The 14,208-nt window shown below is 40.1% G+C and carries 16 protein-coding genes; 5 read left to right on the forward strand and 11 right to left on the reverse strand.

Annotation, left to right across the window (positions count from 1 at the left end):
• Positions 1-113: 113 nt before the first annotated feature.
• The 3 genes from IEW05_RS19950 to IEW05_RS19960 form a co-directional block, all read right to left on the reverse strand.
• A complete protein-coding gene (locus IEW05_RS19950) occupies positions 114-725 on the reverse strand; it encodes a GNAT family N-acetyltransferase (RefSeq protein WP_188541633.1) in 612 nt (203 codons plus the stop codon).
• 236 nt (positions 726-961) lie between these two features.
• A complete protein-coding gene (locus IEW05_RS19955) occupies positions 962-1,735 on the reverse strand; it encodes a DUF1361 domain-containing protein (RefSeq protein ID WP_188541634.1) in 774 nt (257 codons plus the stop codon).
• Positions 1,736-1,835: 100 nt separating this feature from the next.
• On the reverse strand, positions 1,836-2,123 hold the full coding sequence (locus tag IEW05_RS19960) for a GNAT family N-acetyltransferase (RefSeq protein ID WP_188541635.1): 288 nt from the start codon (positions 2,121-2,123) through the stop codon (positions 1,836-1,838).
• A gap of 49 nt (positions 2,124-2,172) precedes the next feature.
• Here IEW05_RS19960 and IEW05_RS19965 point away from each other — a divergent pair, with 49 nt between their 5' ends.
• Positions 2,173-2,499: an MGMT family protein gene (locus tag IEW05_RS19965; protein WP_188541636.1), complete on the forward strand. Its 327-nt coding sequence runs from the start codon at positions 2,173-2,175 to the stop codon at positions 2,497-2,499.
• An 11-nt stretch (positions 2,500-2,510) separates the two neighbouring features.
• On the opposite strand, the gene nagZ is transcribed toward IEW05_RS19965, so the two are convergent.
• From nagZ to IEW05_RS19980, 3 genes are all read right to left on the reverse strand, one after another.
• A complete protein-coding gene (gene nagZ / locus IEW05_RS19970; protein WP_188541637.1) occupies positions 2,511-3,791 on the reverse strand; it encodes a beta-N-acetylhexosaminidase in 1,281 nt (426 codons plus the stop codon).
• A 70-nt stretch (positions 3,792-3,861) separates the two neighbouring features.
• Positions 3,862-4,065 carry a hypothetical protein gene (locus IEW05_RS19975; RefSeq protein ID WP_188541638.1) on the reverse strand — a complete coding sequence of 68 codons (204 nt, stop codon included), beginning with the start codon at positions 4,063-4,065 and terminating at the stop codon, positions 3,862-3,864.
• Between the two features lie 14 nt (positions 4,066-4,079).
• Positions 4,080-4,721 carry a class I SAM-dependent methyltransferase gene (locus tag IEW05_RS19980; protein ID WP_188541639.1) on the reverse strand — a complete coding sequence of 214 codons (642 nt, stop codon included), beginning with the start codon at positions 4,719-4,721 and terminating at the stop codon, positions 4,080-4,082.
• A 206-nt stretch (positions 4,722-4,927) separates the two neighbouring features.
• Here IEW05_RS19980 and IEW05_RS19985 point away from each other — a divergent pair, with 206 nt between their 5' ends.
• Positions 4,928-6,223 carry an MFS transporter gene (locus tag IEW05_RS19985; RefSeq protein ID WP_188541640.1) on the forward strand — a complete coding sequence of 432 codons (1,296 nt, stop codon included), beginning with the start codon at positions 4,928-4,930 and terminating at the stop codon, positions 6,221-6,223.
• A 76-nt stretch (positions 6,224-6,299) separates the two neighbouring features.
• Here the strand turns inward: IEW05_RS19985 and IEW05_RS19990 are convergent, their stop codons facing one another.
• The 5 genes from IEW05_RS19990 to IEW05_RS20010 form a co-directional block, all read right to left on the reverse strand.
• Positions 6,300-7,007, reverse strand: a complete 708-nt coding sequence (locus IEW05_RS19990; RefSeq protein ID WP_188541641.1) for an ABC transporter permease — start codon at positions 7,005-7,007, stop codon at positions 6,300-6,302.
• Positions 7,000-7,923, reverse strand: a complete 924-nt coding sequence (locus tag IEW05_RS19995; RefSeq protein ID WP_188541642.1) for an ABC transporter ATP-binding protein — start codon at positions 7,921-7,923, stop codon at positions 7,000-7,002. Before IEW05_RS19995 ends, IEW05_RS19990 begins: the two co-directional genes overlap by 8 nt.
• Positions 7,924-8,047: 124 nt before the next feature.
• Positions 8,048-8,986, reverse strand: a complete 939-nt coding sequence (locus IEW05_RS20000; RefSeq protein ID WP_188541643.1) for a sensor histidine kinase — start codon at positions 8,984-8,986, stop codon at positions 8,048-8,050.
• A gap of 1 nt (position 8,987) precedes the next feature.
• Positions 8,988-9,719, reverse strand: a complete 732-nt coding sequence (locus tag IEW05_RS20005) for a response regulator transcription factor (protein ID WP_229753572.1) — start codon at positions 9,717-9,719, stop codon at positions 8,988-8,990.
• 99 nt (positions 9,720-9,818) lie between these two features.
• On the reverse strand, positions 9,819-10,778 hold the full coding sequence (locus IEW05_RS20010; RefSeq protein WP_188541644.1) for an acetylxylan esterase: 960 nt from the start codon (positions 10,776-10,778) through the stop codon (positions 9,819-9,821).
• 283 nt (positions 10,779-11,061) lie between these two features.
• Here IEW05_RS20010 and deoD point away from each other — a divergent pair, with 283 nt between their 5' ends.
• From deoD to deoB, 3 genes are all read left to right on the forward strand, one after another.
• On the forward strand, positions 11,062-11,778 hold the full coding sequence (gene deoD, locus IEW05_RS20015) for a purine-nucleoside phosphorylase (protein ID WP_188541645.1): 717 nt from the start codon (positions 11,062-11,064) through the stop codon (positions 11,776-11,778).
• Between the two features lie 138 nt (positions 11,779-11,916).
• Positions 11,917-12,927, forward strand: coding sequence for an MFS transporter (locus IEW05_RS20020; RefSeq protein ID WP_268238761.1), 1,011 nt, complete (start codon positions 11,917-11,919; stop codon positions 12,925-12,927).
• A gap of 18 nt (positions 12,928-12,945) precedes the next feature.
• Complete coding sequence (deoB, locus tag IEW05_RS20025) at positions 12,946-14,124, forward strand: phosphopentomutase (RefSeq protein ID WP_188541646.1); 1,179 nt, start codon at positions 12,946-12,948, stop codon at positions 14,122-14,124.
• The last annotated feature ends 84 nt before the right edge of the window (positions 14,125-14,208 follow it).

The raw sequence follows: 14,208 nt of genomic DNA on the forward strand, positions 1-14,208 counted from the left end.
AAAAAAAGGGAACCCGCACGATATTCCGCCGGATTCCTAAAACAAATATATTCAAAAGGGGGTCATGTAGTAAGTGTAACCCCTTAGTATTAGGATTGAATCACAGTTATATTTCATTTGTGTAACAAATGAGCTCCTCTATGCTCCTTGTCCAGAAATGAACTTATCGAGTAGATCTTTAAGAGGTTATGCCGCTCATTGCCTGCATCATTTCTGTACTCTGAGATATTTCCGCAATAGGACATCCCTGACTTCTGTAATACTCTTTCTGAAGCTGGATTATCTCTTTCACATCTGGCTTCAATGACGGTAAGTCGCATCGTCTCGAAGCCGAAAGACAAAAGGGATTTTACCGCTTCAGTAGCGAATCCTTGATTCCAGCTTGACGGAGAGAACAAATACCCTAGTCTGGCTTTGCCTATTGCTTCATCCCAGTACTGAAGTGAACAGATGCCCACCCATTGTTCCTCTTGCTCCTGATTCCGTTTTTGCACAACCGCAAAATGTAGATCTCGAAGTGTCCGGTAGGATTCTTCGAAATAACGATACATTCGGGCAGGGAAGCGTAGTGTTTCTGGCTGAAATGACGTATGACGTTGAACTAGTGGATCGGTAATACAACGAAACATCTCCATAGTATCATCTGCTGATATTTGCCGCATAATTAACCGTGGACTCTCCAAAATCGGAAACTGATCCAATAGTTGCTGCTTAATGTTAGTCATTACTCCACCTCAGATTCTCTCTCCTTATTAGAAGTTGTTCAAAAAGTCATCTTTTGATCACGAAGTATACCCTGGGGGAAATCGACATCGAATCTTGAGTTCAGCCGGAACCAGCATATGCTTACGTAAAATGTTTCCTATGGAAACATTTCAGGTGCTCACGTAGGTTTACCAAGCATATGCTAACGAAGTCGTTTTCTCAGAAAACGTGTAGCTCCGCTCCTCAATCCCTAGCTTCATTCAACCTTCTCGGTGCTGAAAAGCTGACTTTTTGAACTCGCATTATTTGGATGAACAGAATGATTTCTTATCATTCCAAATAAATAAAGGATCACATAACTAAAGAGAGTGATGATGAAAATCCATTTACAAAAATCCAATGTATGTTTTAGATTTTCCATATCCGTAAAATAATCAAACATATCCCGCAGAACATATCCCGGTCTCTTCATAATATCCCAGCTATTCCAGCGGTTAAAGCGACCTAGATATACTCCGAAGCTACTGAGGGCTAGAATGACAACAGCAAAAACCCAACCAACCACGGAGCCATAACTTTTGCGAACCAAGTGGTGAACCGATGCTAATGATACATTGCCTAGCGCCAGACCAAGCAAAGCAACAAAAAGTACCGTAAACAGATGATCCCAGAAGGGCATATCCTGCCAGAATCGATAGCCACTTACCGGATATCTAGCAAAAGGATGTAATAGATCTGTAATCATATAAGCCGCGTTAGGATAAAAGAACAACCACACCAATCCAAACACCAGATACAACAATCTTCGTGAGAGTTTATTCTTTAATAAGCTAACCGCATCAAGTACAATGACAAGTCCTACCGGAATCCAGGCTAGAAATGTATTCCAGATCAGAAATAGATAGGGAGATCTCCCCCCATTCGGAAGCTTGATCTCTGTTACAAACTTCATGCCGATCACAGTTGCTATAAATAGGACGATATATAGGTATATTTTAACGGGATACCCCAGTTCTTTCAGTTTATTCACTCGCATGTCCTCCCCATCTGCAGTTTCTCTCGAGAGTGTATATCTCTCACTAGTTAGCTTATATACGATTGAAAGAGGGGGTTAGTTACTTGCGTCCAACTCATTCCATGGATTCATTCCTTAAGACCATATGGATATGATCTTCCCAGACTCCATTAATTTTTAAATATTTAGGGGCCAATCCTTCATGGTAAAATCCTAGCTTCTCCGCAATTCTTAATGAAGCACCATTTCGCTGATCCTGAATTGTGTAGTAATCTGGATCTCTAAGGGGCCCCCATGGCTCATGATAAGATCTGTTGCGTTGCACAAAATTCAATACAGCTTCTACATGGGACTCATCAAGGACTTTCAATACTAGCCGATCCGAATGTAAAATAGTATCCATAGTACCACCTCATTTATTTCTTTATAAAAAAAAGATAGGAGTTCAGACCATGCAACCATTCACTGCAAAAGTCATCGAAGTTATAGCTGCGATTCCCGAAGGGAAAGTCATGACTTACGGCGGAGTCGCAAGAGAAGCAGGAAGCCCACGTGCCGCGAGACAAGTAGTTCGAATCCTACATTCTATGAGCAGTAAATACGCTCTCCCTTGGCATAGAGTGCTTAATAAAGCTGGGGAAATCGCCATTTCGGATGATGAGTCGAGATTTATGCAGAGAATGTTTCTAGAGGCAGAAGGCGTCGAAGTGATGGAAGGGGGCCGAATAAATCTGGATACCTATCAATTTCACCCGAGCCCTTCTGTACAAGGTGATTAGAGTTGCTTCCCTTACTTCAATCCATAATCCTTCAATAAACGGCTAAGCTCAGCGTTAATTTCCTTAACATCTGGTCCTTTGGCTGGCTCATCGCTTAGTTGATATTTTTGTTTCAGTTTCAAAATAGCATATACCCGTTCATCAAGCATGTCTTCTGATATCGTTCCCTGTTCCACTGCTTCAGTCAAAGCATTGATTACTGCTCGTTCTTTCTCATAGTCATGACCAATGAGGACGATATTTCCACCAGCCTGTATGAATTGTACCGCGACCTCTCCAATTTCATAATGCTCTGCAATCGCACCCATGGTCATATCATCGGAAATAACCACACCCTCAAATCCAAGCTCCTCTCTTAACAGATCGTTAATAACAATCTTCGAGAAAGAGGCTGGATGATCAGGATCCAGCTTAGGCATCAACAAATGAGCAATCATGACGACGTCGACCCCTTCAGCAATAGCATCCTTAAATGGGCGCAACTCTAGATTCCTTAATCGGTCTATCCCATGATTCACTACTGGTAATCCAAGGTGAGAATCCACCGAGGTATCCCCGTGTCCGGGAAAATGCTTAACAACCGGCACAACACCCTGCGAGTCAAGTCCCTTCATCGCCGCAATCCCCATTTCACTAACAATCTCCGCCGTATCCCCATATGAGCGATCACCTATAACCGGATTGTCTGGGTTACTATTCACGTCTAGTACAGGGGCAAAGTCCATATTTAGGCCAAAGCCGGACAACTGTGTACCTATCGCTTGACCTATACCATTTGCCAATTCTGTACTACCTGCTTCCCCGATCTTTGCGGCTGTTGGCACCTTAGTAAATTCTTTGGGCATCCGGGTAACCCGTCCACCTTCCTCATCCACACTCATAAACAATGGAATTGAATGATCAGCATTAACATTTGCCAGCTTTAACTCATTAAACAGGGAGAGCGCTGAAGCACTGTCTTTTATATTATCCTTGTAAAAGATAAAACCTCCCACCTGATAAGTCTCGATCAACTCTAGAGCAGATGAATCAGGCTTCGTCCCTTCCATACCTACTAAGACGAGTTGTCCTACCTTCTCGGCAGTGCTGAGAGTCTTAAGCTGTTCCTTAATGGGGTCTGTTAACTCGCTGGGCTCCGTAGGTGTAGGCTCTGTGACTTCTCCTCCCTGTGGATCTTGGCTGTTGGAAGGAGTTGGTTTCACCATTCCAGATGGATTGTTCTGGGACGAACACCCAACCATAAGTCCAACACTAAGTATAACTAGCAAGCAAACCCGCAAAGCATATCTCATGTTCTAACCTCCATATCGCACTTATGATTCTATGAAGTATTACCATTCCACTTTACGAATCGAATCATGCTTATGAACGTGGTTGGTTCCATTGCTTGATAAAACTCCATATGCCACGGAAGAATACCAATAATGGTGCCAATAACAGTGACCCTAAAAACCACATGGGAATCTCATCGGATTGACTCTTGAAATAAACCGCAAATCCTATGGCATAGGCCAGAAACACCACTGATATAACTAAATAAACTTTCATCCCTTTTTCTAACTTCATGACGATCACTCATTTCAATTTAATAATTTGCTATTATTATTCTGCACTACAATATATCTTAACAAATATGAATACGGATCATGGTTTTGTTTGATTAATACTTCCTCTATCGTCCCCATCTCTAATATAGGATAACCATGGAAATGTTCCCTTAAATCCGCTTCAGAGAAGAAATGTGCGTATTTCCCCTCCTTATATTCATAGGTACCAGGTTCAAGGTTCTTACCGATACCGTTATTGGGATCTTCGTCAGAAAAACAAGTAAAGTACATTACACCATCCGTACTCAGCTGCTGAGCACAACATTGTATCAAACGGTGTCGATCACGACATAAAAATAAATGAAGTAAGTCATAACAATAGATTCCTTCATAGGTCTTGTCCAAATTCATTTCTAGGGCTGATCCTTCGATATATTGCGATGCAGGATCCCACTCTCTTGCTATTGCAATAGCATCTGGTGACAACTCTATCACATCGACTTGAAAGTGGGAAGAAAGGGCTTTGGAGTTCCGACCATAACCCCCTCCTGGAACAAGAACCTTATGCACACCATATTTTTTAAAAATATTACGGGAATGAAGCACTGTTGGACTCGGTTCTTTACCCCAGATCATCCCTTCTACCTTGAATCTCCTACTCCAATAATCGCTCACTAAATCCACTTCCCCCAGTTCAATTCGTTAATAGGTCAGCCCATACGTATTTCCCATATTATTTCAATTTTCACTAACCTTCAATGTTTTTTGTCTTCTTTACTTTCCTCTACTCCCCTTTATAAAAAAGATTACTCCTATGTCTCTCCAAAACTGCTAGAATGGTAAAGTTGGCTAGTAAAAATTAGGGGGATTATTAATTCATCATGCGATACATACATAAATTAAAAACGGGATGGGATCATTTATCCTTAAATATTAAATTATTCTTTCTAGCAAATATGTTATTTCAAATCGGAGGCGGTATGTTCTCCGTATTATATAATCTCTACATCCAAGGTCTAGGCTATGGAGATGCTATGAACGGTAGAGTGGTAGGTATTCAATCATTAGCCACGGCCCTTATGTTCATTCCTGTCGGACTTCTAGGGGATCGGACTAGCCGTAAACGATTACTAATTATAGGAGCTCTGTTTAGTGGTTTAGCTTTTGTGGGTCGATCCTTTTTTGCATCGGAGTTTAGTCTATTATCCCTTGCCGTCTGCTCTGGTCTGTTTGCTGCCATATTTCAAGTGCTGGCTATTCCATTCCTAGCTGAGAGTATTCCTGATCATCAGAGACTACGTATTTTCAGTTATTTCTCTTCTATCGTACTTGCATCACAAGTCTTTGGTAGTATGGGAGGTGGCATGTTAGCCGATCTATTACAAACATTCGGTATAAGTCGTATTTATAGTTTGCAAATCGTTCTGGCAGCTGGTGGAATCGCTACGTTAGCTGCTTTCATTCCATTACTTTTCATCAGGGAAATGCCACATAAGGTTGTATCGACGCAGCCAAAAATCTCTACCGCTAGGACAGGGAGACAGGTTTCTTGTCCCACTAGAAATTCAAAATCGGATTATATAAAGATCGCTCAGTTCGCACTTGTTCAATTGATCATCGGTATTGGCTCTGGACTAGTTGTTCCCTACTTAAACTTATATTTCACTAACCGTTTCTCTGTATCCCTAAGTGCTGTAGGCATCCTTATCTCACTTGGGCAAATCATGACGATCATATCCATGCTCATCGGCCCTTCTTTAGCCGCTAGGGTTGGTTCCGTAAAAGCCGTGGTATGTTTCCAGGTACTTTCTCTTCCATTCCTCATATTAACTGGTTTTACGAATTTGTTTGCGATCGCCGCAGTAAGTTTCCTATTTAGGCAAGCATTAATGAATGCAGCTAATCCTATTCAATCCACTGTTCTCATTGAAAGGGTATCTGATTCCAAACGTGGAATAGCAAATTCCGTCACCCAAACTGCGTTCATGATGGGTTGGGCTTTCATGGGATCAATTCAATCTTACTTAGTTACTACATACGGTTATTATTGGGGTTACGCAGTTACCTTCAGCATAACAGGAGCGCTCTATGTCAGCGCCGCAGCCCTTTATTACATAATGTTCCGCAAGCCTTCCCAACCTGTAATGAATGAATCACTAGTATCCACTAGTTTATAAAATAAAGGGGGTTATCTATCAGCTGTCTAATAACTGATAGATAATCCCCTTATTAATTTTTAGATGGGATGCATTCTTACGTCCCGGATTTCGATAATAAGTCGACATCTTCGATTCTTCGAATCGCTGCGTAGGCAATCAATGCTCCAATACAGGCCAAGGTAATCGGAACAAAAATAATTGAATTCAAGTTGAAGCCACCATTATTTGAGCAAACAGCCATAACTATGAGAACCGAACTAACAAGTGTAGTTGTTATCGAATGTTTACGCATTCCAAAATATAATGGAATCAAGCTCATAAAGCTCGCAGCCACTGCATTCGCAATCGTGGAAGTTCCGTATTTGACGACCATCTCAAGAGTTAACTTCCCTGGAATGATATTTATAAACCGATCAAGTAAATATATAGCGCATGTGAGAATAAGCGAGGATAAAATTATAGCTGAAAAGGTAAAGCAAATAACAATAAGCAGTTTTGCTACCATTAATTTTTTCCGGTTGATCGGATACATAAACAATACCGTAATCGACTGGCTTTTGAATTCGTCAATAATTAATTTTGACAACAGAACTCCTGCGAATATAATAAATGTGCCTCTCACCAGGGCATCCAGAATTTCAAAAATACCTTCAAAACTAGAAAACTCAATTACATTCTCACTCAATGAATCAATACTAATCAGGCTTATCAATGCAAAAATGCATAGGTTCGCAATCAATGCTGCCCGAATGTAAGTGGCGAAACGAAACTTCTTGAATTCCAGTCTCATTAATTTAAGCATGAACAACACCTCCGTCTAACAGATTCATGAAATATTCCTCGAGCGAACTAGTTTTATAGTGGATAGAATTCACATCCACATCGTGCATAATTAGCATCTTGGTAATCTGTTTCAACGGAATACTATTATCATAAACGCGGATATACTGTTGATCGATCACCCGAATATTATCAATGTTCAGTTGATGCGATAGTACATAGGCTGCTTTATTACAATCATTCGTTGCAATCTCGATATAATCTGTATTTTTCTCCCGAACTTGGTCCATCGAAACCTCTTCGATCAGCAATCCGTGATTGATAACGCCAATCGTATCTGCCATTAATTCAATTTCAGCCAAAATATGACTTGAAATTAAAATTGTGATGCCATATTCCTTACTTAGTGTTATAAATAGCTCTCGGATCTCTTTAATGCCAATCGGATCAAGTCCGTTTATAGGCTCGTCGAGAATGAGTAACTCTGGTTTCGTCATAATCGCCCTTGCAATACCGAGCCGCTGTTTCATACCGAGAGAGAAGTCTTTTACCTGCTTGTTAGTAATCCCTTTCAAATTAACAAGCTCAAGCGCTTCATCAATGGCTTTTTTATTATAGTAGCCCATATATTCACAATGCAGATCCAGATTTTCACGTGCAGTCAGCTTATCATAAAACATCGGGTATTCAATGATCGTCCCCATTCTACCAAGTACATCGTAGGACATAGACGTTAATTTCTGACCAAATAACTCGATCTCCCCCGATGTTGGTTTCACTAGGTTCGTTATCATTTTCATAACTGTTGTTTTACCTGCACCATTGGGGCCAAGAAAACCGTAAATTTCACCTTGTTTGATGTTCATGCTGACATTAGATACAATGTCTTTCTCTTTAAATGATTTCGATAAACTATGTGTTCGTAATACGTAAGCCATACTTATTTCTCCTTTCGCTTATCTCTTATGGTCTCATTGTAATAAACGAAATGATTTATTTTTCTTACTCAAATCTTACGTGTTTCTTAAGTATGCAAGAAATATTCTTTAGGTATCGGAGAGATTAGTTCATTTTCACTTTCTTTAACCGAAACAAGAATTCCGTTTTCTCATACGGCTTACTAGACAGATGAATACTTCCGCCCATCGTTTCTATTAGTCTTTTAGCGATAGTTAGGCCTAATCCACTACCCTGTACCGCTTTATTTCGTGAGTCGTCTAATGTGTACATTCGCTCAAACACGAAATTCTTATGACTATCCCGAACCCCCTGTCCACGATCCCATACAACTACGCATACCTCATCTTGTTCTTCATACAATTTCAGTCCCAATGTCTTTCCGTCTGCTCCATACCGAATGGCATTGGATATTAAATTATTCAGAACTCGGTTTATCGCATCCTCGTTGCCAAGTGCAAATGCCGCATGGTCTGGAATATCGATATGTACTTCAAAACCCTTGGTTGCTAACATGTCATAGAATTGCAGTATATTCACCCTACATAGTTCACTCATATCCAGACGAGTAAGTGGAAAAGCTGTATCACCCGATTCTAACTTAGCTAAATTAAAGAAGGTATCAATCAAATGGATCGTCTGAGATGTTTTCTGATGCACCTTAGAGAGTAATTCTTGGCGTTCTTCTGTACTCATATCCTGATTTAGAGCTAACGCCTCCACATATCCAAACACAACGGTCAATGGTGTCTTCAAATCATGTGAGATATTAGATAACATTTTGCGGACCATGATTTGCGATTTGGCATTCTCAGCAATTGACTTCAGGTTCATCTCAAGCAGCGCATTCATCTTCGTCATTAACACCTGTAGTGCCGGATCACTTGTGAAGAGCAACAACTTCTCTCCAGATTTGTCTGCCATAATGACTTCTAGTCGCTCGCCAATTTTATTGATTTGGGCGCTTCGCACTGATTTCGCTCTGTGCTGAAGGTAAATGATTATAACTAGAACTATAATTACGATGATAGCTAGGGTTAACATGTTAGACACCTTCCCATTTGTATCCGATACCCCATAATGTCTTAATATAGACCGGATTGGAAGGATCATCCTCAATCTTTTCCCTAAGGCGCCTAATATGTACATTAATCACGTTCTCGTCGCCCATATATTCATCGTTCCAAATAAATCCGTATAATTGAGATTTCGTGAATACACGGTTCGGATTACCTGCGAACAATTTCAGTATCTCAAATTCCTTAGCCGTAAGCTTAAGCTCTTCTCCTTGCTTTTTAACCGAGAAATGATCAAAATCCATCTCCAAATCTCCAACAGTCGTGATCTTCTCTTGTTTGAGATCAACCTGTGTATATGTCGTTGCTCTACGAATTGCTGATTTAATACGAGCGGACAGTTCAATCATGGAGAATGGTTTAGCAATATAATCATCGGCACCAAATCCAAGCCCCAACGCCTTGTCCACATCGCTGTCCTTAGCCGACATAATCAGAATAGGAAGGGCACTACGCGAGCGAATGATTCGAATAACTTCCATCCCATCCATCTTAGGCATCATCAAATCTACTAGAACAAGATCAAAGGCCCCCTTAGCAAAAGCAAAAATACCATCCTCGCCGTTATATGCTGCTGTAACATGAAATCCTTCTTTACTGAGTACCTTTTCTACCATTTCTACGATAGAAATATCGTCTTCTATTAATAAAATGCGATGCATAATATTTATCCCGTCCATTCCATTAAAATACAGTGTCATACTTGATGATACTATATCCGCATTGAAATTAGGTTATTAATTCGATAAAAAAAGAAGCCCTCCGGGCTTCTGTAAGCATCAATATTAATAAATTGTTCTTTATAGTTGCAGCATAAATTGAACCGTCTTATCCGAGAACCCAGGCAACTCCTCGTGTCCGAAGTCAGGATAGATTTCCAAGTTTTTCTGTGAACGAATTTTGTTATAAGCGGCAAACTGGGTCGATGGAGGACATACGGTATCCATTAAGCCAACACCCATAAGTACCTCGCCTTGAATTCTGTCAACTAAATATTGTACATCGATATATCCAAGCTTCTTAAATATTTCCTCTTCCCTTACATGCTGTGGATCATAATTACGGAAATACGTCCGAAGCTCCTGATACGCATCCTTGGTCAAATCCATATCCCATACCCGCTTGAAATCACATAGAAACGGGAAATATGGCGCCAATCTCTGGACTCGAGGCTCCAGCGCAGCACATGCTAATGTCAAGCCACCCCCTTGGGAACCACCTATGACGCCGACTCGGGTTGCATCCACTTCAGCAAACTCCATGACAATGCCCGTTAGTTGAGCCGTATCCAAATAGATTTGGCGGAATAACAGCTGATCCGGGTGGTCATCCAGCCCACGAATGATATGGCCATTCATCGTTGTGCCTTTCACTCCGCCCACATCTTCGGATAATCCCCCTTGGCCGCGGCAGTCCATTGTTATACAAGAATAACCAAGAGATGCATAGCTGAGTTTATCTGTCCAACTGCCCGTATTACCGGTATAGCCATGAAATTGAATAATCGCCGGATGAGGTCCCTGAACATGAGTTGGCTTTACATATTTCGCATGAATTCTAGCCCCGCCTACGCCTGTAAAATACAAATCATAGCATTCTGCATAAGGCACCTTGAAGCTACTGGGGATCAGTTCAACTTGAGCATCTACCGCTCTCATCTCAGCAAGTGCTCTTTCCCAGTACGCATCAAAGTCCTCGGGCCTCGGATTACTCCCGTTATATTGATGCAATTCATTCATAGGCATATCGATAATAGGCATTTCGATTTCTCCTCTTCTTAGTGAATATTTCACTTTAATGTCTCTTGTTAGTTCTTGATCGTGAAGTGAAAGTCCTGCATATTCCTCAACAAGTCATCATCCCAATCGCTGAAATGCTTGGCTATACTGAAATCTACTATACTATTGATTTTTCTACGTTAATTTTTTGTGCAAAACCAAAATTTGTGTTTTTGAAAGCACTTGCATAGGCTAAAAAGTTATGATAAATTGTACTTGTCTAAAAAACATACAAGTAAATTTTCTATTTAAAGGAGTAAATCAAATGACAACTACAATCAAAGAGACGCCTCATATTAAACCGAACGGGGTAGAAATTGCGGAAACCATCCTATTGCCGGGAGATCCTTTAAGAGCAAAATTTATTGCGGAAAACTTTTTGGAAGATTACAAGTGCTTTAACGAAGTAAGAGGTATGTTAGGTTATACCGGTACTTACAAAGGAAAAAAGGTCTCAGTAATGGGTACTGGAATGGGTCCAGCCAGCATGGGGATTTACTCTTGGGAATTAATCAATGTGTTTGGAGTTAAAAATCTAATCAGAATTGGTACTTGTGGTGCAATGCAAGAAAACATTGAACTGTATGATGTTATTTTTGGTATGGGAACTGCAACAGATTCCAATTATGGTCATCAATTTAATCTACCTGGACAATACCCATTAACTGCTTCTTTTGATCTTCTGCAAAAAGCAAAGAAAATAGCAGATGATAAAGGACAAAATGTTCATATTGGAAATATCTTATCCAGTGAAATCTTCTATAGTGCGGATCCAACAGCGATGAATAAATGGCAGGAGATGGGCATACTAGCTGTTGAAATGGAGTCCGTAGCACTTTATTGGAATGCTATTCAAGCACGTGTAAACGCATTATGTATTTTAACTGTTAGCGATCACATAATTACAGGAGCAAAAACGACTCCAGAGGAACGCCAAACTGCATTCACTAAAATGATGGAAATCGCTTTGGAATTAGCGTAAATTTCGCATTTATAGCTTCCTTCACTTCATCTAATTTGAGGTGAAGAGAAGGGAGCCTTACACACCCAATGTAAGCGTTATTATTCATCTTGTTATTACATCATTGACATTGGAGGAGAAACCCTTTACCTAGTCTTCATTACGAAATATGCAACTGAAGCAGAACAGAAGAAATATATGGGGTTTAGTACAAGTAGTTTCCAAATTGCGACCGTTATTGGTACATTAACAGGTGGATTTGTTGCTACTTATCTAGAATGGCAAACCTTGTTTTTGATTCCTCTGCTCAGCTTGTTACTGTTACCTTCTATTCTTAAGCATTTACCAAAAGAAGAAAATAAGAAGAATAATGTAGACTTTTTAGGACTTTTCATCGTTGCCATTATTGCTACTTCGATTATGCTGTATATGTCTTCTTTTAACTGGGGACTGTTTATCCTCTTCATTGTCTCTGTGATCGCATTCCTATTCTATATAAGTAAAAATAAGAATGCCTTTATTACCATTGATTTCTTTAAAAATAAGCAATTCCTATTTGCGTTAGTGGTTGCATTTATCATTAATACGCTATATTCTGCTTATGCGCTGAATACACTTTCATTTTTGTTAACAACCGTATATGACATTCAGTTAGATACGGTGTCTTTATTGTTCATACCCGCATGTTTATTAGCGGCATTGGTTGGGGCTCTGTCTGGTAAAATAGGAAAACACCTCAATAGTAAGCAGTGTGTATATCTAGCCTTTGGTTTAATTTTTGTCAGCTTACTACTAGGTGCCTTCTTCATAACAACATCCATCGCAGTATTTGTTATATCACTTATTTTGTTCTCTTGCAGTTTTGCATTGTTGTATGCCCCGCTTATTGATATTAGTATTAAACATGTACCGACTCAAAAATCTGGGACTGCATTAGGATTTTACAATTTATGTCTCAATATCGCGATGTCCGTTGGTTTCACCTATTCAGCCTTATTGATCGATAAGAAAGATTTACAATTCAGCTTTTTAAGTTTTGTAACAGATGATCCAACCGCATTGAACTATAGCAGTATTATCATCATTCTTGCAGCGATTGCTGTATTGTCGATTGTATTGTTCTGGTTCTTATTGGGTCGTAAAATTGATAATCGCACTCCACAGAACTAATGGAAGGAAGCGTGTAGTATGAACAAATTTAAACGTGTACATTTGATTGTCATGGATTCTGTAGGTATTGGTGAAGGAAAAGATGCGGATCAATTTAATGATGTTGGTTCCCACACCCTTTTACACATTGCAGAACATATGAACGGATTAAATCTGCCTAACCTGGCCAAATTAGGACTGTCCAATATTGAAGAAATTCCTGGTGTACCCAAAGCGGATAAACCTCTAGCCTATTACACTAAATTACAAGAAAAATCCGTCGGGAAAGATACAATGACAGGGCACTGGGAGATCATGGGCCTCAATATTGATAAACCGTTTAATGTATACCCAAATGGGTTCCCGGAGAAATTAATTCAGCAGATTGAAGACATCACAGGACGAAAAGTAGTAGCGAATAAGCCAGCTAGTGGAACAGAAATTATTGATGAATATGGCGAGCATCAGATGAAAACAGGGGACTTGATCGTCTATACATCTGCTGACCCGGTTCTGCAAATTGCCGCTCATGAAGAAATTATTCCACTCGAAGAGTTATATGATATTTGCGAAAAGGTTCGGGAAATCACGAAAGACCCTGCTTATTTGATCGGTCGGATCATCGCAAGACCTTATGTAGGTGAGCCTGGAAACTTTACGAGAACATCCAATCGTCATGACTACGCATTAAAGCCGTTTAATAAAACGGTCATGAACAGTCTGCAAGACGGCGGTTATGATGTAATCGCTATTGGTAAAATCAATGATATCTTCGATGGTGAAGGAGTAACACAAGCTATTCGTACGAAAGACAATATGGATGGCATGGATAAACTGCTTGAAGTTATGAAGCAAGATTTCACTGGAATTAGCTTTTTGAATCTGGTTGATTTCGATGCCGTGTACGGTCATCGCCGTAACCCAGAAGGCTATGGGCAAGCACTAGAGGCGTTTGACAAACGATTAGATGAAGTGTTCGACTCAATCCGTGAAGATGATTTGATAATCATTACGGCCGACCATGGAAATGATCCAACATTCCCAGGTACAGATCATACGCGTGAGTATATCCCTGTGTTGGTCTACTCCAAGCAATTGAAGGATAGCGGCAAATTACCTGAACATGATACATTTGCTGATATTGGTGCAACGATTGCAGACAACTTTAAAGTAACTATGCCAGAGTTTGGTGAGTCTTTCTTGCAACTTCTAAAATAATAACTTCCTTCGTACAAGCCTCCAAAATCTTTTTTGGAGGTTTGTATGCTTTACATTTTGGAGAAAAAAATGCAATTCATTGTC

The sequence above is a fragment of the Paenibacillus segetis genome (assembly GCF_014639155.1).
Lineage (GTDB): Bacteria > Bacillota > Bacilli > Paenibacillales > Paenibacillaceae > Fontibacillus > Fontibacillus segetis.

Excerpts from the sequence above, each read along its gene's own strand:
- IEW05_RS19990 (WP_188541641.1), bottom strand. The coding sequence starts at position 7,007 with ATGCTTAAATTAATGAGACTGGAATTCAAGAAGTTTCGTTTCGCCACT.
- IEW05_RS20000 (WP_188541643.1), bottom strand. The coding sequence starts at position 8,986 with ATGTTAACCCTAGCTATCATCGTAATTATAGTTCTAGTTATAATCATT.
- IEW05_RS19965 (WP_188541636.1), top strand. The coding sequence starts at position 2,173 with ATGCAACCATTCACTGCAAAAGTCATCGAAGTTATAGCTGCGATTCCC.
- IEW05_RS19950 (WP_188541633.1), bottom strand. The coding sequence starts at position 725 with ATGACTAACATTAAGCAGCAACTATTGGATCAGTTTCCGATTTTGGAG.
- IEW05_RS19960 (WP_188541635.1), bottom strand. The coding sequence starts at position 2,123 with ATGGATACTATTTTACATTCGGATCGGCTAGTATTGAAAGTCCTTGAT.
- IEW05_RS20010 (WP_188541644.1), bottom strand. The coding sequence starts at position 10,778 with ATGCCTATTATCGATATGCCTATGAATGAATTGCATCAATATAACGGG.
- deoB (WP_188541646.1), top strand. The coding sequence starts at position 12,946 with ATGAACAAATTTAAACGTGTACATTTGATTGTCATGGATTCTGTAGGT.
- IEW05_RS19985 (WP_188541640.1), top strand. The coding sequence starts at position 4,928 with ATGCGATACATACATAAATTAAAAACGGGATGGGATCATTTATCCTTA.
- IEW05_RS19975 (WP_188541638.1), bottom strand. The coding sequence starts at position 4,065 with ATGAAGTTAGAAAAAGGGATGAAAGTTTATTTAGTTATATCAGTGGTG.
- IEW05_RS20005 (WP_229753572.1), bottom strand. The coding sequence starts at position 9,719 with ATGACACTGTATTTTAATGGAATGGACGGGATAAATATTATGCATCGC.
- deoD (WP_188541645.1), top strand. The coding sequence starts at position 11,062 with ATGACAACTACAATCAAAGAGACGCCTCATATTAAACCGAACGGGGTA.
- IEW05_RS19995 (WP_188541642.1), bottom strand. The coding sequence starts at position 7,923 with ATGGCTTACGTATTACGAACACATAGTTTATCGAAATCATTTAAAGAG.
- nagZ (WP_188541637.1), bottom strand. The coding sequence starts at position 3,791 with ATGAGATATGCTTTGCGGGTTTGCTTGCTAGTTATACTTAGTGTTGGA.